Source organism: Aequorivita sp. IT1282 (assembly GCF_058068205.1).
On sequence record NZ_JBYRHR010000005.1, the window covers coordinates 72,053 to 97,180 of the forward strand.

The window sequence follows — 25,128 nt, forward strand, 5'->3', positions numbered from 1 at the left end:
GTTCGAGTCCATTCAATAAGAAAAACCTATCTTTGCCACTTTTTTAAAACGCCGATGATTTTACAGCAGACCTTCAAAAATTTCACACAGAACCCAAAAAACGATGTCCTTTCAGGATTAACGGTAGCATTAGCCTTAATACCTGAGGCAGTTGCTTTTTCGTTTGTTGCTGGTATTGACCCATTAGTGGGACTTTACGGCGCATTTATTATGGGATTAATCACTGCACTTTTTGGTGGCCGTCCAGGAATGATTTCGGGTGCTACAGGCGCAATGGCTGTTGTAATGGTTCATTTAATTCAAAAGGGAAATGAAGTAGGGCTTTCATTGGCAGATCCTGTAGAATATCTTGGGCTGCAATGGCTTTTTATAACTCTTCTTTTTGTGGGCGCTATCCAAATAATGGCAGGTGTTTTTAAATTAGGGAAATTTGTTCGTCTTATTCCGCATCCAGTAATGATGGGGTTTGTAAATGGTTTGGCAATCGTGATTTTCCTTTCACAAATGGGGCTGTTTAAAGAAAGCCGCGGAACGGTGCCTCAATGGCTTACGGGAATGGATCTTTGGGTAATGCTCGCATTGGTTGGTTTAACTATGGCAATTATGTTTGGCTTACCTAAACTAACTAAAAAACTACCAGCAGCTTTAATAGCCATTATTGTTGTGGCGTGTATTACAATCTTTGGAGGTCTTGACGTGAGTACTGTAGGATCCTTTATTCGTGATGGTGGTGGAAGTGGTCTAAAAGGTTCGCTTCCCGTTTTTCAAACACAGATTTTTGGTTTTATCGATACCCTTACAGGCCATTGGGATTTAATAATTTCAACAGCATTTCTACTAGCGGCCGTTGGTTTAATTGAATCTTTGATGACTTTAAACTTAGTAGATGAAATGACCGAAACACGCGGAAGTGGAAACCGTGAATGCATGGCGCAAGGTGGTGCAAATATGTTAAGCGGACTTTTTGGTGGAATGGGCGGTTGTGCAATGATTGGGCAATCTATTATTAACGTGAGTTCTGGTGGTCGCGGTAGACTTTCAGGAGCTACGGCAGCCATTGCACTGTTATGTTTTGTGCTTTTTGGAGCACCTTTAATTGAACAAATACCTATTGCAGCTTTGGTGGGTGTAATGTTTATGGTGGTTATCGGCACATTTGCGTGGAGTAGTTTCAGAATTATAAATAAAATTCCACTTTCAGACGCAATTGTTTTAATTGCTGTTTCGGCGATTACCGTTTGGCAAGATCTTGCAATAGCAGTATTTGTGGGTGTAATTATGAGTGCTCTTGTTTTTGCTTGGAAAAGCGCCACACGAATTCGCGCACGTAAACGAATTAAAGAAGATGGTACTAAAGTGTATGAAATTTGGGGGCCATTATTTTTTGGTTCAACTACCGCTTTCAACAGTAAGTTTGATATTTCTACAGATCCAAACACAATTGAAATAGACTTTATAGAATCCAAAATTTCCGATCATTCTGGCGTTGAAGCCGTTCGGAATATCGCGAATAAATATATAGATAGCGGCAAGCAAATTAAATTAACACACCTTAGCCCAGACTGTAAAGCACTACTTTTAAATTGGAACCCAGAGTTTGAAACCATTATCGAAAATTCTATTGAAGACCCACGATACCATGTGGTTACAGACACTTTAGACGCAGAAGTTTAATTAATTCTCGATCACTATTTCGAAAAATAGAAATCAACTTTTTTGGTTTCCCCATTTGCAGTACCTTCAATCCAAGCATGAAGTGAATCTTTTGCAGGATGTGTATAAACTATTTTTTGGGGGAAATCGTGCTTTTTATTTTCAAAAGTAAACTGCCCGTTTTCCGAAGATATCATTTTAAAAGTAACAGGCTTTTTATCTTTAGCTTTAACTGAAGCAACCGTTAATAGTAACTTTTCAGACTTTAACTCTAGTGCCATGGTTTCAGCAAAAACAACCTCTCCTTCCACTTCCACAAAACTATAGCCTGTAAAAGTACTATCATTTTCTCGTGACCAAGTTTCTTGCGAAAACTCTGTCTCAGTTTTATTCGTCCAAGTGCCCAGCATCCACTGTAATTCTTTCAGTTTTTCGTAACGATTTTCCAAAGCATTTTTATCGGAAGTTATTTCCTTTTCATTGTTTTTACACGAAACAAATCCAATAAGTATAAGGGTTAATAGAGTTATAGCTTTTTTCATATTTAATATTTTATCTTTTTTTATTTAAGGCTCATTTCACCCTAAATTAGGGAATCACTTGGCACTGCGAAAATACTTTAAAAAATGTTATGTGTTGCAAAACAAGTCAATCTGCCCATGATTATATCCGTATCACTATTCATTTAAAACATATTTTTATATATTTAACTAAGTATTAATCGATTACCAACCTCCTCCCCGTGTTTTTAAAAATATTAATCCATGATAAAAAGTATAGCAATACTTGTATTAATGGTTAGCTGTGCAAGCGCAATCGCTCAAGTTACGGAGCCGATAGACGACTTGCGCTTGGCCTTTGGCATAAATATTACAGCAGAATACCAAGTAAAACACGGCTTAAAATTTAGAGTTGCAGCCACTGGTGGCGTGGCCAATTACGTGCCATTAGCAAAAAATGATTTTGGAATTTTGCCCTCCGTGCATATTGGGGTTTTATTTTACAACAAAGGTATTTTGGGCAGCAATTTAAACAAAGACTATTATCGAACCACATTTTTCGACTTTTTCGCCAATGCTACGGTAACGCCCGGGTTTAATAATAACATAACTCCGCGCGAACTCGATTTCCGTTTTGTGCCTTTATATCATTTTTCCGACTTTGTCGCCAACCCGCTGCAAAACACTTTTGATTATTCCGTATCAATTGGCTCCAATTGGTTAATGAACCCCGATAAAAACAGGGCTTCGCAGACAATTGGTTTCTTTAACCTCAACATTGCGAGACGCGTGCAAATTTCATATTATAACGATGGCGGACCCGTTCTCGATTATTTTGGCGATCGAGAAGATCGCTTTTATACTGGCGGAATTGTGCTCTCGGCGCATTTTGATGAAACTGCATATATAGGTTTGGTTGAACTCAGTTTTCATAAGTTTACCGGCTGGCAGGAATACGCTGTAGATACCGCAGACAAGTTGCAATTGGACCATATTCCTTATGAAAACGGCGATGCTTTTGGTTTTAACCAACAGCAATGGAAACTTAACTTTACCAGTTTCCGCCAAGGCTACGGCGCTTATGTTACCCTTTATGATTTTAACGCATTAGACCTTCAGGATTTTTTACACTTTACTTCAGATTTTCCGTATCACCCCGATTATTATTGGGGTTGGAGAATTGCCGGCGGAGTTTCTTCACAATTTAAAACCGACTAATTATGAAGCTACTTCAATACATTATTTTAGCTGTTCTTTTGGTTTCCTTTTCGTATTCCTGCCAGAGTTTGAAATTTATTCCAGTGACTGAAACTATTGCTATTTCAGAATATCAAGTCTATGTTTTTAGGTTGTGCGAATACAGAAATTCTTATGGAAATAAACGCTTTTTCCTCTGCGATGAACCTTGTGTAGAAACAGATGTACAAGCTGATGACTCGATTCAGATAATTGAAGAATTATATATTTTACGGTCTCTTGCCGATCCGAAAGATATAATCTACATTACTTCCCGATCTGACAAATACATTCAAAGAAATCGCGGTATTTTTAATGATACGCTTTACAAAAAGTATATCATGGCTTCAGATTTAGAATATGTGTATTTTGGAAAAATTATTAATTCTGATAAAATAGATTTTGTCAATCCCACTGAAAATCTTTCGTTCACATTTAAAGATGATTCCGAAAATTGCAGATTTATTTTAGATAGTATTTACAGTGAAACCGCGGTTAAAAACACCATTAGCAACCAGCATTTAAAAATGGCCGATCTATTTAATGTAGGCATACAATTTCTTGAAACCGATAGAAAGTTGGTGGTGAGCAAAAAAGATTTAGACCCAATTAAAACACTCGTGTTAAAAGACAACCGAATGTTTTTTAACGGTGAAAACAAAAGTATAAATTTATCGCAGCGCAATCGTTTAAAGTATCACCCTATTTATGGGCCAACACACGATTCTATTGTAAGAAGAATCATTAGCGACAGCATACAAAAGCAAGTTATTTTAAGAGGAAAAGCTATTTAAAATTGAAGAATTACAAAATTCGCAAACCGTTTTTCACCTGTTTTTCCAACTGAAGTAAAGTAACATCTTTCCCTTCCACCGCGCCAAGTACAAGACATTCGCTCATAAAATTGGCGATTTGTTTCTTTGGAAAATTGACTACAGCAACCACTTGTTTCCCGATCAATTCTTCTTTTGTGTAAAGTGAAGTAATCTGCGCTGAAGTTTTTCGCTCTCCCAATTCACTTCCAAAATCTACCAAAAGTTGATAGGAAGGATTACGAGCTTCAGGAAAATCGTTGGCTTCAAGAATAGTGCCCACGCGCATTTCGACTTTTTCAAAGTCTGACCACGAAAGATTATTCGTCATGGTGAATGTTCAGTTTTTTTATCATTTCAGGAGAAATCTCACCTTGATCTGCACCATACGCATCAACGAGTAAGCCTTTTCTACCATCGTGGGTTTCTATTAAAAAAAGAATGGTATTATCGCCAGGGTCTGTCATTCCTTCAAAACGGTAAAATTTTATAACCTCGAGTTGGCCAGCATTCCACTCCATTTTAAGCGATTTAGATTCTATGCCTTCGCCAATAAGATTAAAATCTTCTGTAAAGCCATGTTTTTGTAAATCTCCAATAGCAACTGAAAGTGATGAATATGAGTTTTTCATAATTGTTAGTTTAGATTTTAAAGTTAATGGAGATATTTTGCAACAACAAAGTTTTATAAATTCTTTAATAGAAAAAAGTTTGAACGTGAAGTGGTTTAAAAGTTTAGATGCCGCCTTTTCAATACCCCATTAACCACTGAAAAATTGTAACTTTAAACCAACTTTGCAACTAATATATAAAACAAAGAAATGGCTAGAACAGAATCTACAATGCTTCCATTGGGAACCGAAGCACCCGATTTTACACTTATAAATGCAGTGAGTAATAAACCTGTGTCGTTAAAAGATGTTCGTGGTGAAAAAGGCACCGTAGTTATGTTTATTTGTAATCATTGTCCGTACGTGAAGCATGTTATAGATGAAATTATTCGCGTTTGCAATGATTATCGCGTAACGGGTTTTGGGTTTGTTGCGATTAGCAGTAACGACATTATTAAGTACCCTAAAGATTCTCCCGCCGAAATGTGGCGCACGGCGCAAAGCCTAAGTTTTCCTTTCCCGTATTTATACGACGAAACCCAAGAAGTAGCAAAAGCTTACGACGCTGCTTGCACGCCCGACCTCTACCTTTTTGATGATGAATTACAACTAGTTTATCGTGGCCAATTAGACGACAGCAGACCCGGAAACCGAATACCCGTAAATGGTCGCGATCTTCGTGAAGCAATAGATAATATACTTAATAACAACCCACAGCGAAAAGATCAAAAACCAAGCATGGGTTGCAATATTAAGTGGAAATAACTCCTATGCCCCGAAGAGGGAATTTCTAAAGCTTCGTAAATAAGGTACTCCCCTTTGCGGAGAATGGAAGGGCTTACCATCCTTCTCTTTTCATCAAATTTTGAATGTGCGTATAATGGTGGTTGCTGTGCCAAGCATAACTGCCCACAGTTTCTGCAAGCGAATAATTACGGTCACGAGCTGGATGATGAAACTCTTTCAGCAATTGCTCCTGCGATAGCCCTTTTATTAAGTAAACCCATTTTGCGTGCAGCGAACTTATTGCAGCCAAAGATAATTCAATTGGTGCATCCTTGGCATCGGCCGTTTCTGCCCAAGCTTTTTCATCGTACACTTTTATAGTTGGAGTTTCTTCCGTTAGTGTCCACTTAAAGCGATTGTAAGCGTTGTGGTGGCTGTCATAAAAATGATGGATTGTTTGCCGCACCGTCCAACCTTCTTCTCTATAAGGGGTGTTCAATTGTTTAGCAGAAAGATTTGCTACTAAGTTTTCTAAACGATTTGGAAAATGTTCCAAAATGGAAATCCAAGCTTGCTGTATTTCGGCAGTGATATTTGAAGGGCAATCAAACTTGCCGATTGGGTATTTAAGTTTCTCTATTTCCATGGCTTAAAAATACAAAACGCCCCGATAGCTCGAGACGTTTTGATTTTATAATAAATATTATTTTCAAATTATTTTAAACCCATTAATTCCACATCAAAAATCAAGGTCGCACTTGGAGGAATTACCCCACCAGCACCGCGCTCGCCATAACCAAGATGCGAAGGAATTACAAAACGAGCTTTATCGCCCACATGCAATAATTGTATGCCTTCATCCCAACCTGAGATTACCTGCCCTACGCCCAACTGAAAATCGATTGGTTCTTTTCTTTTGTAAGATGAATCAAATTCAGTTCCATCAATAAGCGCGCCTTTGTAATGTACAGAAACAGTTTTGCCTTTTGAGGCCTTTTCGCCATTTCCTTTTTGAATTATCTTGTAAAGAAGTCCGCTATCAGTTTTATCAAAACCTTCCGAAACTTTCTTTAGCTCTGCTTCTTCTTTTGCTTTAATATTTGCAATTCTGTTTTCTCTTTCGCCTGTAAAACTTCTAAAAGCTTCTACAGCATTCCACTTTTCAGCTTCTTCACCTACACGCAAGATTTCAACTTTTTTCATAGTATCGCCTTGGGCAACACTATCTACCACATCCTGTCCTTCAACCACATTTCCAAAAATCGTGTGTTTATTATCCAACCAAGGAGTAGCAACATGCGTTATAAAAAATTGGCTACCATTACTCGCAGGACCAGAATTGGCCATAGAAAGCACGCCTGGAGTGTCGTGACGAAGGTCTTGATGAAATTCATCTTCAAAATCGTAACCCGGTCCGCCGGAGCCTGTTCCTTTAGGATCGCCACCTTGAATCATAAAATCTGGAAGTACTCGGTGAAATTTTAAGCCATCATAGTACGGTGTACCTTGAGGTTTTGCAGCATTTTCCAAATTTCCTTCAGCTAATGCAACAAAATTTCCAACCGTTCCCGGAGTTTTGTCGTGTGTAAGTTTTATAAGAATTTCTCCCTTTTCGGTAGTGAATTTTGCATAGATTCCGTCTTGCATCGTGTTCTTTTTTAAAATTGAAATGCAAAGGTACTTAATTCTGAATTTAGAATTCAGAATTAAGAATTGAAAAAATGTTTTAAAGAAGAAAGAGTGATTGGCAATTGGGGATTAGGGGTTTGGATGGGGTTAATTTGTATATTTGGAATTACGCCAAGTTAAAAAACAAAACTTGAGTGTGTCCATCTATATTAACGGTATGAACGTAATAAAGTTGGGGGTATAAATTAGTAGGTGACACATTTAACAAACCATAATATGAAAAAACCATACTTTGTAAGTAAACAAGCCGACGAAACTGCAAAATGCTTTAATTCCGAAATTGAAAAAATCAAAAAAAAACATTCTAAAGAATTTATTCAATCTAATGTAAATTTTGACGGTATATACATTATTAGTGTTGACAAAAACAGAATTGCTTACGTATTCCAAGATTTGCTAATTGAGCTTGACTTAAATACTCAAAATCAGGTTAAAGAAGATTTTGATTCCGCTTTTAAGTCTTGTTTAGATAAATTTTCCAAATAAACCTTTTCAAGTGTTGTAAAAATGTTTACAGGAGAAAATTGTGTATAATTTATTCTCCCAAAAGGCTATTATCCCTTCTCTTACGAATTAGACCATACCAGAATTGATTTCGTGTAGGTGAATAAAATAGTTAAATTTTGACTTAATACTACTAAATTTTAAAGTGAATAAAAACGAACGCCAACACTACCTGAGCGTCAGGCGAATTTTGTGCCTTCCACTTAGTTTAAATTTTTCGGCTATCTTTGGTTTTGGCCGAAAAATTAGTGAAAGTAAAACCGTCCAAGGTCATAGCCGGACCGATGCGTGTAATTAGAGAAAATTGAAAAACAAAGATTCCATAAGACATCATTACATTCCTAAATTTTTAATAAAAGGGTTTATTGATGAAAATAATTTGCTTTATATCTATGATAAAAAAAGGGACGAAATTTTAAGAAAGCAAAGAAGTTCAAAAAGTATTTTTTTTGAAGATTTTAGGAATACAATAAAGGTTGATGAGAAAAATCATTCATCAATAATTGAAGATTTTTGGTTTCAAAAATTAGATGATGAATCTTCTAATTTCATCCAGGAACTACAAACAGCAGAACTAAATTTCGAACTATTTTCTGACATCAATCTTGCACATTTGCAATTCTTTGTTATTAACCTTTTTTGGAGAATTCCAAAAACAGATTTTACTGCTAAAGATTTAATCCAACGGGCTGTAATTATAACAGAAGGGATAGATTTAGATACTATTAGAAATGATGAGGGATGGAATAAAATATTAAGGTCTAAATTATATAAAGAAACTATTGACCAAATGAAAGGTAGTCCAACCAAACCAGATGTGATTTATCCTAAAATTACTGAATTTGAAAAAGACTTATTTGTTTTAGGTGATTATCCATTTATTTTCAGAAATCGATTAGGAAAATTTACTGATTTAGTGGAAGATGATTATTTTATTGCTTTAACTTCAAAAAGAATTCTATCATCAACAAAAAAAGAATTACAATCATTCGATATGCAGATGTTTCTTCCTTATAACGCAGCAATCATTGATGAATCTCTAAACTATGTAGTATCTAACAATTTAAAAGTTATGGAAGGTTCAGTGGAATATTATAGAAAACTAAAAAAAGAACATTTGATTTATTTTATTAAAAAACAACTATTTAAAGAAAAATAACGGCATCCGACAAAGAATAGATTTAAAAAACCACATCACCTTTCACTTTTCACTTCTCACTTAAATTTGTAACAAAACCCATTCCCGCTCGTCATACTAGCAACTGTTCTATACTATCGGGACCAAAAACTACTCCGTGGAAAACATTCTCACAATAAACAATCTTACTAAAAAATTTGGATCGCTTACAGCGGTGAATAATCTTTCGTTTTCAATTGAAAAGGGAAATGTTTACGGCATCCTCGGCCCAAACGGAAGTGGAAAAAGCACAACTTTAGGCATCGTTCTAAATGTGGTAAATAAAACTTCTGGCGACTTTAAATGGTTTGACGGCAACATTGATACGCACAACGCTTTAAAGAAAGTAGGCGCTATTATTGAACACCCAAATTTTTACCCGTATATGACGGCGGTACAAAACCTGCAACTGGTTTGTAAAATAAAAGAAGTTTCGGAAGAAAAGATTATCGAGAAATTAGAACTCGTTGGTTTGTTAGACAGGAAAGACAGCAAATTCGGCACCTTTTCTTTGGGAATGAAACAACGTTTGGCAATTGCTTCGGCATTATTAAACGACCCTGAAATATTAATACTCGATGAACCAACTAACGGACTAGACCCACAGGGAATTCATCAAATTCGAGAAATTATTAAAACTATCGCTTCCCAAGGCACCACAATTTTACTGGCTTCGCATTTACTCGATGAAGTGGAAAAAGTGTGTACGCACGTGGTTATTCTTCGGAAAGGGGTTAGCCTTTATTCGGGCACCGTAGATGGCTTGATTGCTAGCCACGGTTTTTTAACCATGCAGAGCGATGATATTGAACTGCTTCAAAATGCTTTGGAAGGAAATCCTGCCTTTGGCACCATTAAACTCGAAGGCGAATATTTAATCGCTTACCTCAACGAACCGATGGACGCGGCGGAAGTTAACAAACTTATTTTTGAAAAAGGCATCTCCCTTTCGCACCTCGTGAAACGTAAAGAAAGCCTTGAAGAACAATTTCTTGAACTAACCAAACAAAACTAAGCTCGATGCTCCGATTATTAAACATAGAACTTCAGAAATTACGCTATAACCGCGCTGCAAAGGTTATTTCAATAATTTATTTTATACTCATCACTTTTATTGCACTTATTTCTTCAATAGAATTCAATTTTGGCGACTTTCACTTTCGTGTGGCAGACCAAGGAATTTTCAACTTTCCGTATATCTGGCATTTCAACACCTATGTGGCGGCTATTTTGAAGTTGTTTTTGGCTATTGTAATTGTTTCAATGATGAGCAATGAATACAGCTACAGAACCCTAAAACAAAACCTAATTGACGGTTTAAGTAAGAAAGAATTTGTGCTTTCAAAATTTTTGACCGTGTTACTTTTTGCAGGTATTTCTACGATATTCATTTTTTTGGTATCGCTAATCCTAGGTTTAAGTTTCTCTGACTATAACGAAATAGGCATCATTTTTAGTGATTTGGAATACATTGCAGCCTATTTCATAAAACTCGTGGCCTTCTTTTCTTTCTGTCTTTTTCTCGGAATTTTGGTGAAACGCTCTGCTTTTGCCCTTGGGTTTTTAATAGTTTGGCAGGTTGTAGAGTGGTTATTCTATGGTTTGATGAAATGGCAATTTTTTAAGGATACGAATATTGCAGACAATATTGCACAATTCTTTCCGCTAAATGCAATGGCAAACCTCATCAAAGAACCGTTGAGTCGTTTGGGAGCTGTACAATCTGCCGCCAATCAATTGGGTGAAGATTTCAGTAAAGATTATGGTGTAAGCTGGTTGAATGTTCTCATTGTATTGGTTTGGACTGCACTTTTCATCTATTGGTCCTATGCCATACTGAAGAAAAGAGACCTATAAAGCAGATCATCTCCTTGAATAGTTTGGATTAATAGTATTTTTTTTATTTTTCTCTTCGGCACTCTGTGAACCTCTGTGTCTCTCTGTGTAATAGCCATAACACAGAGTTTCGCAAAGAAAACACAGAGTCGCACAAAGTTTAGAATAATAAATTCTTAGCTTCAAAAAACAAGAGCGTCTTTTTTTGTCTATATTTAGCAGTCAATCAACTCTTAGTTTTCTTTGAAGCCTTACCTTTTCATACTTTCTTTACTTTTTTCTACCCTTGTATCTGCTCAAGATATTTCGCTATATCAACAGTTTAACGGGCATTTTGACTATACCGCTTTTGGTAACACGCTAAATGTTGAAGAAAACGGCCAAGGCGGAACATGCTTTATTCTTACCAGTAGCAGTGCCGATTTTCAACTGCAACCAAATCAAGAAGTAACCGCTGCCTATCTTTATTGGGCAGGCTCGGGTCCGGGTGATTTCAATGTTACTTTTAACCAAATTCCCATAACCGCTGAAAGAACATTTAATGTTACTTACAATAGTGGTGGTAATGATTACGTCTATTTTTCAGCATTTGCCGATGTTACAGAGCAAATTAGAACTACAGGCAACGGTAATTATACACTGTCTGATTTAGATCTTACCCTCGTAATCCCTTCATATTGTAGTCCTCCAGGCTCCGGTACCAACTTTGGCGGTTGGGCGGTAACGGTGGTTTATGAAGATGCTACGCTTCCCAACAATCAGGTAAACGTTTTTGACGGTTTGGAGAGTGTTTCGCGCACCAACCAAACCTTAGAAATAACATTGGACAATCTAATGGTACTGGATAATCAAGGTGCCAAAATCGGTTTCCTGGCTTGGGAGGGCGATCGCGGCTTAGCCGTAAATGAAACCCTTCGAATAAACGGAAATATTCTCAGCAATCCGCCGCTAAATCCGGCGGATAATGCTTTTAATGGCACAAATAGTTTTACGGGAAGCGATGTGCTTTATAATATGGATATCGATGTTTACCCTATTTCGAACTTTATAAATCCGGGCGATACTTCGGCGACTATTCAACTTACCAGCGGGCAAGATTTTGTAATGGTGAATAATATTATCACCGTTTTAAATACAGAACTGCCCGATGCAACCATTTCAATAGACAATATAATTGGCGGTACGGAATGTGGTAATCGAGAAGTCACTTTAGATTATACAGTTTACAACCTCAATAGTACCGATGTGCTTCCGGCAGGAACGCCTATTGCTTTTTATGCAGATGAAATATTAATTGCACAAAGTGCTACATTAGCAGTTATCCCCATTAACGGACAGGAAAGTGGAAGCATCACTTTTAACGTACCCAACAATATTGAAGCAGATTTTATTTTGAAAGCCATCGTGGATGATACCGGCAACGGAACTGGAATAATTAATGAAATAAACGAAGAAAATAACGAAGACGAAAGCCCAATTCATTTACTTATAAACCCCATAATAACGGGGCTGTACAATCTGGAGACTTGCGATGTCATTGGGGAAGAATATTTCGATTTAACGGAAGTTACATCAGAAATAGAACCACTTTACGACCTAAGTTTTCACCTTTCGGAAACGGATGCCGAAAACAATAACAACCCAATCGCCAACCCTGAAAATTTTCAAAATACTGAAAACCCACAGACTATTTACATTCGTGTTTCAAACCCCGACTGTTTTCTTATAGACAGTTTTACGGTGGAAGTTTTACCCTGCCCTTTGCCTGATGCAACAATAGAACTTTTTGAGATTTCCGCTTGTCGCGAGAGAGCGCTCTGGCTTCCGTTTACGGTTTATAATTTGGAAGCTACTGGTCCTTTGCCAGCCAATACGTCGGTGGCGTTTTATGCTGAAGGTATTTTGCTTGGGATTTCACAAACCCAGCAAAATATACCTATTGGCGGCAGTGAAAATGGTGAAGTAGAATTGATACTTCCCGACATTTTGCCGAATACGTTTTCTATCACTGCCGTAGTGGACGACGATGGAAATGGCAACGGTGCAGTTGAAGAATTGCGCGAAGACAACAATACATTTACGCAAATCATATCATTTGAAATCATCCCTCCTATTCCCAATTTGCCAGATTTATTGAAGTGCGATATAGGTTTTGACACGGCCATTTTCGACTTAACTGTTCAAGACCATTTAATTAGTTTGGCCCCGGAAGATGTGGTTCAGTATTTCACAACTATGGATAATGCTTCGGAAAATACCAATCCAATCAGTAATCCAACTGAATACCAAAACGGCACGGATCCTCAGACTATTTATGTGCGTTTGGAAAACGAAATCTGCTTTGCTACAACTTCATTTTTATTAACCACGGAAAACTGTGCGCCTTTTATTCCACAAGGTTTTTCACCAAACGGCGACGGGATAAACGATACTTTTGAAATAAGCAACCTCCTAAACATTTACGAAAACTTTGAATTGAATATCTATACTCGCGATGGCAACCTAATTCACACTGGTCGAAACGCTGATGGCTTTTGGGAAGGTGTGGCTACAGAAGGACTATTATTTACTGGAAACATTGTTCCGGTGGGCACCTATTATTACGTGTTGGTTTTGAATGACCCCAAATATCCAAAGGCCTTTATTGGATGGATTTATGTGAATTATTAAACATTTAAATTAATTAAAATGAAACAAATATTCTTTTTAATTCTTCTATTTCCGTTGCATTTATTTGCGCAAGATTCACCTGCATCCGTTCAATTTTGGAACTCTTTAAAGCAACACTGTGGTAAAACCTATGAAGGTACGATTACTGCTGGCGGAAAAGAAGGCGATGGCTTTGTGGGCGAAAAGCTCGTGATGCACGTGCGAAGTTGCGAAGAAAAAACAATCCGCATTCCATTTTTTGTTGGGGAAAATAAATCCAGAACCTGGGTGCTTTCAATGCAAGATGACAATCGTATTCTCTTAAAACACGATCATCGCCACAAAGATGGTTCCGAGGAAGAAGTTACACAATACGGCGGGCTCAGCCCTAATACAGGTTTGGCAAACATTCAATTTTTTCCTGCAGATCAGCATACAAGTAATTTAATACCTTTGGCGTCCACCAATGTTTGGTGGTTTACTATTGATGAAACTTCAATAACATATAACCTCCGAAGAATTGGTAGTGACCGTTTGTTTACAGTGCAATTCGATTTAACGAAGGAAGTAGGCAATCCGGGACCGCCGTGGTAAATAATTGGTAGTCGAATGAACTATAAAAAAAGAAGAGCGCTTTCGCGCCCTTCTTCAAAAAAACCAAACCACCTCACAATATTTTATAGTTTAGAATTATTTGCTGCTTTTTACCAAGCGAATAAACTCGGCTCGGTAACCGTCTTTATCTTGTCCTTTGCCTGCTTCGGCTAAGGCAATTACGTCTTCTTTCTTTTTGGTATTTATAAACTCAGATTTGCGAAGCTGCATTCCGAAAAGCGCCACAGCAGCCGAAAACTTTAAGTCTTCCGAAGCACTTTCCATAGTACTGTTTTCATCTTTTACCGTTTTTACAATCAGTTTGCTTACATCGCCATCGGGTTCTTTGTAGCGGAATTTTACCGTTAGCATTTCATCGGTATAATTCACATTGGTTTGTTTGGTGTATTTCAAATTATCGATATCCTTCAAATACTTGCTCTTTACTCCTACTGGGATTATTTCATATAAAGCAGTAACGGTATGCCCGCTGCCCAATTCGCCTGCATCTTTTGTATCGTCTTTAAAATCTTCATCGTTCAGCAAACGGTTTTCGTAACCAATTAAACGGTAAGCTTGAACTTTTGCAGGATTAAATTCTACTTGAATTTTCACGTCTTTTGCGATTGTGTAAAGCGTTCCAAAAAATTCTGTACCCAACACTTTCTGCGCTTCTTGCATAGTATCTATATATGCGTGATTTCCGTTGCCTTTATCGGCTAGCGTTTCAAGTTTGCTGTCTTTGTAATTGCCCATCCCAAAACCTAAACAGGTTAGGAATACGCCACTTTTGCGTTTATCTTCTATTAAACTTTCCATAGAACGATCGCTGGAATTTCCAACATTAAAGTCGCCATCGGTAGCAAGTATTACTCGATTATTTCCTCCTTTGCTGAAATTTTCTTCAGCAATTTTATAAGCCAACTCAATCCCAGCGCCGCCTGCTGTTGAACCGCCTGCGCTTAAATTATCAATAGCTTGACGGATTATAAACTTCTCTGCTCCCGAAGTTGGTGGCAGCACTAATCCAGCCGCCCCTGCATAAACAACGATGGCTACTTTATCTTTTTCGCGCAATCTGTCTACCAAAACATTTAATGCAGCTTTCAGCAAAGGCAATTTGTTGGGTTCATTCATAGAACCCGAAACATCTAATAGAAACACTAAATTTGAAGCTGGCACATTCTCTAACGAAATATCTTTTCCCTTTAAACCAATTCTAACCAATTTAGCATCGGCATTCCACGGAGAGTTTACAAGATCTGCAGTAATTGAGAAAGGATCTTTACCAACTGGCTCTGGATAGTTGTAGGCAAAATAATTTACCATTTCTTCAATCTTAACTGCGTCTTCCGGCACTTTCTGCCCATTGTTCAGCATTCGGCGAATGTTGCTATAGCCTGCTTTATCAACGTCTATGGAAAAAGTTGAAAGCGGTGCTGTACCCACACTTTTAAAGATGTTTTCTTCAATACGACCGTAAGATTCGTTTTCGGAAACGTTGTTATTATTAACGATAGCTCTTGAACCGTATAAAGAAGATGTCCCTCGAATAATCACTTTCTGCTCTGCCTTTTGCTTTTTTGAAGAGGTGTATGATGAATTATTTCTTCTAACCCCATAACCCATCGCATTTCTTATAGCATCATTATTAACAGAATAAGCCGTAACGACTACCTCATCTAAAGAAGCACCTGGCTTTAGGCTCACGTTAATTATCCCTGCTTTTTTAACTTTTATTTCTTCAGTAGCAAATCCTACATACGAATAGGTCAGGGTCTGTCCTATATTCGCTACAATAGTATAATTACCATTAAAATCGGTTTGGGTTCCGTTGCTTGTTCCTTTAATAACAACGTTTACTCCAGGTAACGGAAGTGCGCTGTCATCAGTTACCGTTCCGCTGATGGAAACGGTTTGTGCGCCAAGCTGAAAACTCAGCAACGCAATTACTAAAAATGTGAAAAGTGTTTTCATAATGTGTGGTTTTTGTGTTAAACTTGAAGTAAAACTACCACACAGATACGGGGTGTAAAATAAGGAATGAGGGAACGAAGGGTTTGAATGAGTTAAACGGTTATCGCTTTCGTCTACGTAATTTCTTGCTGTCTATTTTTTTCTGAAAGGCTCTGCTATGTTTCAACATTAAAGCGTGCGTTTCATTATAACTTTTGCCGTAAAGTTTGGCATATTCTGCCGCCATCACTTTCACCATTGTTTTTGAAAGCCACAACCTTCGGAGGTTATGCATGCGTTTTTCAAAAGTCATATTTTCAAAAAGCATTCGGTTTAAATCAATTAGATAAAAATCGTAATTGTCGTTGCCGTTATCCATTATCAGCGTATTTCCCGGAGAATGGTCTAAAAAGTTTACACCATTTTCGTGAAGTTTGAAAGTGAATTGCGTAAACTGTTTTAAAACTTCTTCCCTCTTTATAAACTTTGGATTATGAATAAGTTCACGAAAATCGAAATCGTAATTTATCTGCTCACTTACGTAATAACTTTCTTTTAACCCACCCGAAAAAGTTTCCAAATATGCCACTGGAAAAGGGGTTTTTATATTCAGACCAATTAATTTTTTAGCGTATTCATAAGAACGTTTTGCCTTACTTTTGCGTACGTATTGATATACCAGAGATTGAAAAGCGTTGGGTGTTTTAAATTTTTTGATGTTTAAAGAATAACCATCAATTTTCACCATTTTTATAACATTGCGCTCGCCTTTGGTTACGTATTCACCATTTTTAGAAAAATTGTGTAGCACATCGCTTAGCTTTACAGCCATTTGCGAATAATCTGGATGAATAACAAAATTCTCTTGCATTATGAAAGAAGATAAAACCAAAAAAGGTATTTTGCGAAGGTAATCTATATGAAGAAAATTCTCGTTATACAGAACAAAAGAATTGGCGATGTACTAATTAGCTCCGTCATTGCCAATAATATCAAAAAGGTATTTCCGCAAAGTGAAGTAACCTATTTTGTGTATGATTACACAACTGGTGTTTTAGAAAACAACCCAAATATCGATAGAATTATTTCAGTAAAAGAAAAGGAACTTAAAAGACTCCCGAAGCTTTTACAAACTATCGCGAAGATAAAAAAGGAGAAATACGATATTATTTTCGATCCGTATTCCAAATTTCAAAGTAGAATGATTTGTCTGTTTTCGGGTGCCGAATACAGAATTGGACTTAAACGCGCACACAAAGAATTAAAGTTTCCTTTTTACACCCACCCAATTAGTTTTTTGGAACATCGCTCCAAAAACTGCGGTAAAGCGATTGAAGATAGAATAAATATGATTGCTTCTGTTTTTAAATTAGAAGCTCCCGAGTACGCTCCTAAAATTTTCTTGACCGATGACGAAAAAAATTACAGTCGGATTAATTCACTTCAGCGACCAGTAATTATGTTGGGCATTTTGGGCAGCACACCTCAAAAATCGATGCCTTATGAATATATGGTGGAAATAATTGACTTTATTACTGCCAATTACAAAGGCACTATTCTCTTCAATTACGCCCCGCACCAAAAAGAAGAAGCGATTAAAGTGTATGAAATGTGCCAGAATAAAGACCAAATAAATCTCGATATTTACGAAGACTCCATCCGCGGATTTATAAAACTGATGAATAAATGCGACCTTTTAGTTTCCAACGAAGGCGGAAGTGTACATATTACGAAAGCGCTCGAAAGACCTACGTTTACCATCTATTCACCTTACGTAAATAAAGAACATTGGTGCAGTTTTGAAGATGGCGACCATCACGATTCCATTCATTTATTGGAAGAAAAACCAGATCTCTTTAGTAGTTTTACTTTAGAAGAAAGAAGGCGAATTGAGCAAGACCCACATTCTCTTTACAAGCAATTAACCCCCGAAATGATTTTCGAAAAATTAAAGCCGTTTTTGGCGCATCATCTTAACAACAGCGGCACTTGAATCTACTAGACAAATTTCATAATTGGAGAAGAAAACAACGCTGGAATCGCCAATATAAAAAAGGGCGGTGGCAAAGTCTGCGTAGCGAAAAGGAAGCAAGTCGTTATCAAAAAATCATTGAATATATAAACCGTTTTTCACCTAAAAATCCAAGTATTTTAGATATTGGCTGCGGCGATGGATTGCTTACGGAACGAATAAACCCCGATGACTACTCTTACTTCTTAGGTTTAGATTTTTCAAAAGAATCCATAAAAATTGCAAGCGAAAAGAAATTACCAAAAGCCGAATTTCTTGCTGCCGATGCCGTGAAATTCATTCCAAAACAAGATTTTGATGTAATCGTTTTCAACGAAGCATTCTACTATATTCACGAAACCGAAAAGCAAAATGTACTTGACCGTATGTTGTCAAAACTCACCGATGGCGGAATTATAATAACTTCAATTTATCGCGAAGGCCACGGTTGCTGGGAATATTTTAAGGAAGACGAAAGATTAAAAGAGTTAGATTTCACAACCGTAACTACAGATGAAGAACTTCGTTATTGGAAAATTGGGGTTTATAAAAAGAATTAAACTGCCTTAATTAGTTACTTCAGTCTCTTTCGAAACAATGCCGTAATCTGTCCAAACACGCTTTTCCTTTTTCGTTATTCTTCGAATAGCCTTATTTTTTATAAACATTTCTTTCCGAACATAACCGCGCTCGTGGTCTAAATGCAGTGTAACTGTGCTGTAACGAATTTGCAATGGTTTTATACCATAGTTCATCAAGCGCTCGCCCATTTCGCGGTCCTCGCCACCATATTGCATACGTTCATCAAAGCCATTTACGGCAAGTACATCTTTCTTCCAACCAGAAGCATTGTTGCCGTCCCAAGTGGCGCTGGTGGGAGTGAATGTGTTTAAAATATCTTCCTTCAGACCGTAGGAAGTTAGCTTATTAATTTTAAAGGTCTTTTTTAGGCCGTGTTTTAAAAGCCATTTCGCATTAAAACAACGCTGAGTTTCAATATCATCTTTGGTAATTTGTTTCGAAATATTCATCGACAATTTAAAATATCCCGCAGAAAGAAAACAACTCGGTCGGCTCAATCCAAGATGGGTTGCAACTAAATCATTCCTCGGAATACAATCGCCATCGGTAAAAATTAGATATTCGCCTTTTGCTACTTTTATGGCTTTATTTAGAATTTTCGTTTTCTGAAAACCGTGATCTTCCTGCCATACGTGTTTAATACTTAATGCCGAATTTGTCTTAAAAGATTCAATTAGATTTTTCGTTTCTTCCGAAGAACCATCGTCGGCTATTATAATTTCAAAATTCTTTTCTAATTGTTGCTCAAAACCCCAAAGTGCTTTTTTAAGCCATTCGGGTTGGTTGTATGTGCTCACAATTACCGAAACAAACGGAGCTTCATTATCATCTTTAACAATCCCGAACGCCGTCCACTTTTTATGTTGCCCACGTGTTTGTTGACGGATGGCCAAGTTTTTATTTATTGAATCTTCATTTTTGTAACCGCGCGGATGGTCCAAGTGTAATACAACTGCATTGTAGCGTATCTGTTTACTTTTAAGCCCAAGATTAATTAAACGTTCGCCCAATTCACGGTCTTGTCCGCCATACTGCATGCGTTCATCCAAACCGTTTACAGCGATTATATCTTTTTTCCAACCAGAAGCATTGTGACCATTCCAACTAGCGTTTGTAGGTGTAAACCGATTAAGAAGAAATGCTTTAAACGGTCCCGAATAGAGCTTGTTATTTTTAAAAGAAGATTGCAGTCCGTGTTGTTTTAACCACGAAACATCGAAACATTTTTCAGTATAAATATCTTCTTTTGAAATGTCTTTTGAAATATCTAAAGGAAGCATAAAGTAACCCCCTGAAAGGAAATAACCTTCTTCTCTAAATTTAACGTGCTGCTCCACAAAATCTTTTCGTGGAATGCAGTCACCATCGCTCATAATTATATATTCAGCACTACATTGAAGGATAGCTTTATTAAGAATCTGCGATTTTTGAAAGCCTTTGTCTTCATGCCAAACGTGAACAATGGAGTAAAAAACCTCAGTTTCCATCCGTTTTAAGAGCTGTTCTGTCTCTTCATTAGAGCCATCATCGGCAATTACAACTTCAAATTGCCTGTATGTCTGATTGTTATAACCATACAGCACTTTTTCAAGCCATTCGCAAGAATTGTAGGTACTAATAATAATGGAAGTATCAATTGCAGTCATAGATTGGCAAAGGTAAAACTATTTCTTGCGTAAATAAAAAGCAGCTTGATCACCCCGCTCCTCTTTATTGAGGGTAGTGGCCTTTTGTTCGTATTTAAAATTTTGAACTTTTCTGTTAAGTGAACTTGAAAAACCTTTTTCTTTCGGCGCAGAAAGGGGGATGTCTTTCAAGTACTTTTCGCTTCCCGTAAATTGAAAATGTGTAGAATCATAAGCAACTTTATACATTTCAAAATTAGTTTTGCCTGCAAGTAGCTGCATACTTTTTTGCGAATGAAGGAAAAAATGTCGCGGCGCATCCAATTGTACCCATTTAACACCATAATGTGCCCAAGCAAAAGAAGAAACCGTCGGAATACGAATTATGCAAACTCCGCCCGGAGCTAAAAGCTTATACACTTTTTCTAAATTCTCCAAAGGATCTGGCAGATGTTCAAAGGCGTGGTGATAGGTTATAATATCATAACTGCCTTCCATATCATAAATACTGCTTTTTTTAATGGTTAATCCATTTTCATATTTAATGGTATCATTCAAAAAAGGATCGCAACCCGTTACGTTTTTAAAACCTACTTCCGCCAGCGGATATAAAAAATTTCTACCATTGCCACAGCCAACATCCAGAATTCGGGTTTCCTTATTTACATGTAAACCTTTAAAAATGGCGTATTCCTTTTTTCCTAAAATTTTACCCAAGGTATTTTGGTAAACTGGCCCACCAAGCACCGCAGCTTCGTATTGCTTCTTTTTAATGGCGCCTTTTGTTCCTTTAAATTTCTTCCCATCGTAAGTGTCAAAACTGTAATAATCTCCCGGATAATATTTGCCCATATCCGCAGGAAATTCAGCAATCTGAAGACACCCGCAATTAGAACATTGAAAATATTCAAAATTTTCGCGTAAGCCGTACATCATCTCTTTTGCTGTAAAGCTTTGATTTGCTTCGTTATTGCCACAAATTCTGCAAGTATTTGTCATAAATTGAAAATTGCTTTAAGCTCCAAAGATAAAGTTATTTATGAAGTTGGCTCAGAAATCGAAAAGTTGTAATTTAGAACAAAATATAGAAAGATGATTACGAAGACATTTCTTAAAAAACATATTGAAAAATTTCCTGAAGAATTCACTATTGAAGAACTCATCGAGCGGTTTATTTTCATAGATAAGCTTGAGAATCGCATTGAAAAGTCTAAGCAGAATGATACAATAAGCGAAGAAACTTTAGAAAACGAAATGCAGGAATGGTTCAAATAAAATGGCTTTCTGATGCAAAAATAGATTTAAAAGAAATCTACTATTATATTTCACTTGATTCAAAAATCTACGCTCGGCGCCAAGTTGAAAAAATAAAACAATCCACAGAAATAATTAAAACCTATCCAAACATTGGTAAAATTGTGGAGGAAATGGAAGACCCTAATATTCGTGAATTAGTGGTAGGAAATTACAGAATTATTTATAGAATTGTAGATATAAAAAGGATTGATATTTTGATGATCCATCACGGAGCGAGAGACCTTTTTAGAAGAATAAAAAAATAGCTATGCCAATGCTTACTGTTATCATACCCACTTTTAACGAAGAAGCATATTTAGAAGATGCGCTCTTTTCGGTTGCATTTGCCGATGAAATAATCGTGATCGATTCTTTCAGCACGGATACTACCCCCGAAATAGCCAAGAAATACGCAACAAAATTTCTTCAGCGAAAATTCGATAACTTTTCAAACCAAAAAAATTTCGCGTTAAAAGAAGCAACTGGCGACTGGGTATTATTTGTAGATGCCGATGAACGCGTAACTCATTCTTTGGAAGCAGAAATTAATGCAACGCTCCAAAACCCCAAACACGGCGGCTACAAAATCAATTTCCCACATTTTTATATGAACCGTTTTTTATATCATCATAGCGATGATGTGCTTCGACTCGTAAAACGAGATGGCGCGCAATATGCTGGTTCGGTACACGAAAAACTTACTTGTATAGGCAGTATCGGAAAACTGAAAAGCAAAATGCTCCATTTTACTTACAAAGGTTTAGATAATTATATTTCTAAAAAAGAGTCGTACGCGTGGTTTCAAGCGCAGCAACTGTTTGATAAAGGAAAAAAAGTTACTTGGTTTCACCTCTTTTTTAAACCTAGCTATCGCTTTTTTCGTTCGTTCATTTTAAAAGGTGGATTTCGCGATGGCGTACCAGGAATGACCGTTGCCGCGGTAAATGCGTATGGTGTTTTTGAAAGGTATGTGAAATTAATGTTATTGCAAAAGGGAATGCGTTAGCAGCCCCCTAGCCCCCGAAGGGGGACTAAAACCACTTCCCAAACCGAATTTTCTGCCGAAACTTCAACAACGAAAATTCTCCTTTTACATCGATACGCTGAATTTCAAAAGGTTTTTTAAACGGAAATGAATTTATTCTATTTCCAATGCGCAGCCCGTAAGTGATTCCGTTATCTAAAAGTGTTTTTTTGAAAATTTCATTTGTCTTCTTTTCCTTCGGACATTTGCCGTATGGATACGCTAGTACTGCTGAAAAATTCAATTCATTTTCTAAAACAAACTCTTCACAACGACGGGTGTCTGCTTCAATTTCCTCATTGGAAAGTGCAGTGTACTTTTTGTGTTTAAAAGAATGAAACCCGAGTTCAATAATTTTTGGGTCCAGATTTTTCAACTGTTCCGAAGTCATAATTTCCAAAGAAGAAGTATTCCAACTGTCAGTTTTCCCCAAAAAATTCAAAGGCACAAAAAATGTAGCTTTCAATTTATACTTTTTCAGCAATGGCAGCGCCAATTCCATTTGACTCACATAGCCGTCATCAAAAGTAATGACGATGTTTTTGTTTTTTGGCAACGACTTCAGTTTTGTCAATTCCCTAAAATGGTAGGTTTTATAACCATTTTCAGCCAAATGCTTAAATTGTTTTTCAAGATTTTCGGCAGAAATCGTCAAACCTTTTCCCGCCTCTGCGGTAATGTGGTGGTACATTAAAATGGGAAGCTTCGCCATAACAGTTTTCAGATTTATAGTTGTAAAATTATTACTTTTACGCAAACTACAATCCGTTTTTGGAAAACACTGCAAAAATCACCGCAATCGCAATCACTCTCAACGAGGCTCACAATATTGAAGGCTATATAAAAAGCCTTTGGTTTGCGGACGAAATTGTGATTGTGGATTCTTATAGCAGTGATGAAACGGTAGCTTTGGCGTCCAAACACGAAAAAGTTACAGTCTATCAGCGGGCTTTCGACAACTTTTCTGCACAGAAAAATTTCGCTATTTCAAAAGCAAACAACGATTGGGTTACTTTTTTCGATTTGGATGAAGAAATAACGCCAGCACTCGCCGATGAAATTGTTGAAAATTTCAAAAACCCTTCAGCCATTGCATATTTTGTGAAACGCGATTTCTATTTTATGGGGAAACGCATTAAATACAGTGGCTTGCAGAATGATTTTATAATTAGGTTTTTCAATAAAAATCATTGTCAATACAACGCAAAACTTGTTCACGAAACGCTAGAGGCAGATGGCAAAACTGAATATTTAAAAAACAGTCTCCCGCATCACACCTATAAATCTTTTGACGATTATACCGCCAAAATGCATCAATACAGTACGCTGCAAGCGCAAATGCTTTATAAAAAAGGAAAGAAACCAAACTACTATCATTTTCTATTCCGCCCTTTTTATAGATTTTGGAACCAATTCATTTTCAGGTTGGGTATTTTGGACGGGAAAGAAGGCTTTATTTTGGCCTATGTAAGCGCCTTTTCGGTGTTTAAACGATATGTGAATCTTTGGTTGTTGTACAGAAATATAGATTAAACTTAAATGGCTAATTTGAAACAAGTTTTTTTAGAATCGCATAATTTAAAAAACCGTTATTCGGGCTTTGGGCAGTTTAATTACCACCTCATAAAAGCGTTGGCTGAATTTCCTCAGGACGATTTTGAAATAGTTTTGAATGCGAAGAATATCGCAGAACTAAAAGAAGAATTTGGCGCAACTTTCAAATACCGAAAATACAGTTCGCTTACTCGCCATAAACCTTTCCGAATAAAGAAAAAATACAATCTTTGGCACTGCCTAAATCAAAATATAAAGATTGAACCTTTCTTCAACATTCCTTATTTATTAACGGTTCACGACGTACATTTTGTAACCGAAGGCACTGTGGAATTGCAAGAAAAACTGAAAAAGCAATTCAACGAAAAACTGAAACGCAGCAGTGCAATTGCATATATTTCGGAATTTGCAAAGCAAGATACCCACGCACATTTTAGTGTTCCCAACATTCCGGAATATGTAATTTACAACGGAAATACGATTACCGACATCACACTTCCGAAGGATTATAAACCTTCAATTTTACCACAAAAACCCTATCTTTTTTCCATAGGCGATTTCAGCGAACGCAAAAATTTTATGAGTCTCGTGGAAATGTTGCGCTTTCTGCCCGATTATAATTTGGTGCTCGCGGGTAGCAATAGTTCAAATTATGCTGAAAAACTTACTGAAATGGTACAGCAGTACGGTTTTGAAAACAGAGTGTTTCAAACTGGGAAAATAGCCGATTTAGACAAACAATATTATCTTCAAAATTGTGAGGCCTTTGTTTTTCCATCGCAGCGTGAAGGTTTCGGAATTCCACCAATTGAAGCGATGCGTTTTGGGAAACCCGTTTTTCTTTCAAACAACACTTCCCTCCCCGAAATTGGCGGCGAGCACAGCTTTTTTTGGGATCATTACGAACCTGAATATATGGCGAATGTATTGAAAGACGGCATGGAGAAATTCAATAACAACAAACCATTTTATGAAAAATGGTACGTAGATCGCGCCAAAAAGTTTAGTTGGAAAACCACTGCCGAAAAATATATTGAAGTTTATAAAAGCTTGCTATAACTAGCACAAATATTTAAATCTTTCGGCCAACTGC

27 protein-coding genes and 1 pseudogene are annotated in these 25,128 nt (G+C 37.0%); 17 read left to right on the forward strand and 11 right to left on the reverse strand.

The features are described from left to right. The first annotated feature begins 54 nt into the window (after nt 1–54). Nucleotides 55–1,674 carry a SulP family inorganic anion transporter gene (locus AC3RVG_RS11785; RefSeq protein WP_489691665.1) on the forward strand — a complete coding sequence of 540 codons (1,620 nt, stop codon included), beginning with the start codon at nt 55–57 and terminating at the stop codon, nt 1,672–1,674. Between the two features lie 14 nt (nt 1,675–1,688). Here AC3RVG_RS11785 and AC3RVG_RS11790 read toward each other — a convergent pair whose 3' ends face one another. Then, nucleotides 1,689–2,195 (reverse strand): DUF6265 family protein, encoded by a 507-nt coding sequence (locus AC3RVG_RS11790; protein WP_489691666.1) that lies wholly within the window; start codon nt 2,193–2,195, stop codon nt 1,689–1,691. Between the two features lie 222 nt (nt 2,196–2,417). Between AC3RVG_RS11790 and AC3RVG_RS11795 the strand changes: the two genes are divergently transcribed. Together AC3RVG_RS11795 and AC3RVG_RS11800 are read left to right on the forward strand one after the other, a co-directional pair. Then, nucleotides 2,418–3,371 (forward strand): hypothetical protein, encoded by a 954-nt coding sequence (locus AC3RVG_RS11795; RefSeq protein WP_489691667.1) that lies wholly within the window; start codon nt 2,418–2,420, stop codon nt 3,369–3,371. 2 nt (nt 3,372–3,373) lie between these two features. Further along, nucleotides 3,374–4,183, forward strand: coding sequence for a hypothetical protein (locus AC3RVG_RS11800; protein WP_489691668.1), 810 nt, complete (start codon nt 3,374–3,376; stop codon nt 4,181–4,183). A gap of 10 nt (nt 4,184–4,193) precedes the next feature. Here the strand turns inward: AC3RVG_RS11800 and AC3RVG_RS11805 are convergent, their stop codons facing one another. Next, entirely contained in the window at nt 4,194–4,532 is a 339-nt protein-coding gene (locus tag AC3RVG_RS11805) for a tRNA-binding protein (RefSeq protein WP_489691669.1), read from the reverse strand. After that, on the reverse strand, nt 4,522–4,833 hold the full coding sequence (locus AC3RVG_RS11810; protein ID WP_489691670.1) for a phosphoribosylpyrophosphate synthetase: 312 nt from the start codon (nt 4,831–4,833) through the stop codon (nt 4,522–4,524). The genes AC3RVG_RS11805 and AC3RVG_RS11810 overlap by 11 nt, the downstream gene beginning before the upstream one ends. Nucleotides 4,834–5,022: 189 nt before the next feature. Between AC3RVG_RS11810 and AC3RVG_RS11815 the strand changes: the two genes are divergently transcribed. Next, nucleotides 5,023–5,577 carry a thioredoxin family protein gene (locus AC3RVG_RS11815; RefSeq protein ID WP_489691671.1) on the forward strand — a complete coding sequence of 185 codons (555 nt, stop codon included), beginning with the start codon at nt 5,023–5,025 and terminating at the stop codon, nt 5,575–5,577. A gap of 73 nt (nt 5,578–5,650) precedes the next feature. Here the strand turns inward: AC3RVG_RS11815 and AC3RVG_RS11820 are convergent, their stop codons facing one another. Together AC3RVG_RS11820 and AC3RVG_RS11825 are read right to left on the reverse strand one after the other, a co-directional pair. Then, entirely contained in the window at nt 5,651–6,184 is a 534-nt protein-coding gene (locus AC3RVG_RS11820; protein ID WP_489691672.1) for a YfiT family bacillithiol transferase, read from the reverse strand. A gap of 68 nt (nt 6,185–6,252) precedes the next feature. Further along, complete coding sequence (locus AC3RVG_RS11825; RefSeq protein ID WP_489691673.1) at nt 6,253–7,185, reverse strand: peptidylprolyl isomerase; 933 nt, start codon at nt 7,183–7,185, stop codon at nt 6,253–6,255. A gap of 258 nt (nt 7,186–7,443) precedes the next feature. On the opposite strand from AC3RVG_RS11825, the gene AC3RVG_RS11830 reads away from it, so the two are divergent. The 6 genes from AC3RVG_RS11830 to AC3RVG_RS11855 all read left to right on the forward strand — a co-directional run bounded on the left by AC3RVG_RS11830 (nt 7,444) and on the right by AC3RVG_RS11855 (nt 13,987). Further along, nucleotides 7,444–7,713: a hypothetical protein gene (locus AC3RVG_RS11830; RefSeq protein ID WP_489691674.1), complete on the forward strand. Its 270-nt coding sequence runs from the start codon at nt 7,444–7,446 to the stop codon at nt 7,711–7,713. Between the two features lie 322 nt (nt 7,714–8,035). Next, nucleotides 8,036–8,890, forward strand: coding sequence for a DUF4238 domain-containing protein (locus AC3RVG_RS11835; protein WP_489691675.1), 855 nt, complete (start codon nt 8,036–8,038; stop codon nt 8,888–8,890). A 136-nt stretch (nt 8,891–9,026) separates the two neighbouring features. After that, nucleotides 9,027–9,923, forward strand: a complete 897-nt coding sequence (locus AC3RVG_RS11840) for an ABC transporter ATP-binding protein (protein ID WP_489691676.1) — start codon at nt 9,027–9,029, stop codon at nt 9,921–9,923. Between the two features lie 5 nt (nt 9,924–9,928). Next, the gene (locus AC3RVG_RS11845) at nt 9,929–10,765 is read left to right on the forward strand and encodes an ABC transporter permease (protein WP_489691677.1); all 837 of its coding nucleotides are present in this window, start codon (nt 9,929–9,931) and stop codon (nt 10,763–10,765) included. A 222-nt stretch (nt 10,766–10,987) separates the two neighbouring features. After that, nucleotides 10,988–13,414, forward strand: a complete 2,427-nt coding sequence (locus AC3RVG_RS11850) for a T9SS type B sorting domain-containing protein (protein ID WP_489691678.1) — start codon at nt 10,988–10,990, stop codon at nt 13,412–13,414. A gap of 18 nt (nt 13,415–13,432) precedes the next feature. Then, on the forward strand, nt 13,433–13,987 hold the full coding sequence (locus tag AC3RVG_RS11855) for a hypothetical protein (RefSeq protein ID WP_489691679.1): 555 nt from the start codon (nt 13,433–13,435) through the stop codon (nt 13,985–13,987). 96 nt (nt 13,988–14,083) lie between these two features. Here the strand turns inward: AC3RVG_RS11855 and AC3RVG_RS11860 are convergent, their stop codons facing one another. Further along, nucleotides 14,084–15,964 carry a vWA domain-containing protein gene (locus AC3RVG_RS11860; RefSeq protein WP_489691680.1) on the reverse strand — a complete coding sequence of 627 codons (1,881 nt, stop codon included), beginning with the start codon at nt 15,962–15,964 and terminating at the stop codon, nt 14,084–14,086. A gap of 100 nt (nt 15,965–16,064) precedes the next feature. Continuing rightward, nucleotides 16,065–16,814: a lipopolysaccharide kinase InaA family protein gene (locus AC3RVG_RS11865; protein ID WP_489691681.1), complete on the reverse strand. Its 750-nt coding sequence runs from the start codon at nt 16,812–16,814 to the stop codon at nt 16,065–16,067. Between the two features lie 48 nt (nt 16,815–16,862). Here AC3RVG_RS11865 and AC3RVG_RS11870 point away from each other — a divergent pair, with 48 nt between their 5' ends. Together AC3RVG_RS11870 and AC3RVG_RS11875 are read left to right on the forward strand one after the other, a co-directional pair. Then, on the forward strand, nt 16,863–17,936 hold the full coding sequence (locus tag AC3RVG_RS11870; protein ID WP_489691682.1) for a glycosyltransferase family 9 protein: 1,074 nt from the start codon (nt 16,863–16,865) through the stop codon (nt 17,934–17,936). Beyond that, a complete protein-coding gene (locus AC3RVG_RS11875) occupies nt 17,933–18,514 on the forward strand; it encodes a class I SAM-dependent methyltransferase (RefSeq protein ID WP_489691683.1) in 582 nt (193 codons plus the stop codon). Before AC3RVG_RS11870 ends, AC3RVG_RS11875 begins: the two co-directional genes overlap by 4 nt. 6 nt (nt 18,515–18,520) lie before the next feature. Here AC3RVG_RS11875 and AC3RVG_RS11880 read toward each other — a convergent pair whose 3' ends face one another. From AC3RVG_RS11880 to AC3RVG_RS11890, 3 genes and pseudogenes are all read right to left on the reverse strand, one after another. Further along, the gene (locus AC3RVG_RS11880; protein WP_489691948.1) at nt 18,521–19,333 is read right to left on the reverse strand and encodes a glycosyltransferase family 2 protein; all 813 of its coding nucleotides are present in this window, start codon (nt 19,331–19,333) and stop codon (nt 18,521–18,523) included. Between the two features lie 33 nt (nt 19,334–19,366). Continuing rightward, nucleotides 19,367–20,182: pseudogene (locus tag AC3RVG_RS11885) on the reverse strand (glycosyltransferase family 2 protein); the annotation flags it as partial. 18 nt (nt 20,183–20,200) lie between these two features. Continuing rightward, the gene (locus tag AC3RVG_RS11890) at nt 20,201–21,160 is read right to left on the reverse strand and encodes a class I SAM-dependent methyltransferase (protein ID WP_489691684.1); all 960 of its coding nucleotides are present in this window, start codon (nt 21,158–21,160) and stop codon (nt 20,201–20,203) included. Nucleotides 21,161–21,253: 93 nt separating this feature from the next. Between AC3RVG_RS11890 and AC3RVG_RS11895 the strand changes: the two genes are divergently transcribed. From AC3RVG_RS11895 to AC3RVG_RS11905, 3 genes are read left to right on the forward strand one after another with little or no spacing between them, the layout of a single operon-like run. Then, on the forward strand, nt 21,254–21,436 hold the full coding sequence (locus AC3RVG_RS11895; protein WP_489691685.1) for a hypothetical protein: 183 nt from the start codon (nt 21,254–21,256) through the stop codon (nt 21,434–21,436). After that, on the forward strand, nt 21,424–21,723 hold the full coding sequence (locus AC3RVG_RS11900; RefSeq protein WP_489691686.1) for a type II toxin-antitoxin system RelE/ParE family toxin: 300 nt from the start codon (nt 21,424–21,426) through the stop codon (nt 21,721–21,723). Before AC3RVG_RS11895 ends, AC3RVG_RS11900 begins: the two co-directional genes overlap by 13 nt. An 8-nt stretch (nt 21,724–21,731) precedes the next feature. Then, entirely contained in the window at nt 21,732–22,463 is a 732-nt protein-coding gene (locus AC3RVG_RS11905) for a glycosyltransferase family 2 protein (protein ID WP_489691687.1), read from the forward strand. Nucleotides 22,464–22,488: 25 nt separating this feature from the next. Here AC3RVG_RS11905 and AC3RVG_RS11910 read toward each other — a convergent pair whose 3' ends face one another. Further along, on the reverse strand, nt 22,489–23,193 hold the full coding sequence (locus AC3RVG_RS11910) for a polysaccharide deacetylase family protein (RefSeq protein ID WP_489691688.1): 705 nt from the start codon (nt 23,191–23,193) through the stop codon (nt 22,489–22,491). Nucleotides 23,194–23,252: 59 nt separating this feature from the next. On the opposite strand from AC3RVG_RS11910, the gene AC3RVG_RS11915 reads away from it, so the two are divergent. Further along, nucleotides 23,253–24,014 (forward strand): glycosyltransferase family 2 protein, encoded by a 762-nt coding sequence (locus AC3RVG_RS11915; RefSeq protein WP_489691689.1) that lies wholly within the window; start codon nt 23,253–23,255, stop codon nt 24,012–24,014. A 15-nt stretch (nt 24,015–24,029) separates the two neighbouring features. Then, nucleotides 24,030–25,094, forward strand: a complete 1,065-nt coding sequence (locus tag AC3RVG_RS11920; protein ID WP_489691690.1) for a glycosyltransferase family 4 protein — start codon at nt 24,030–24,032, stop codon at nt 25,092–25,094. Nucleotides 25,095–25,128 lie beyond the last annotated feature (34 nt).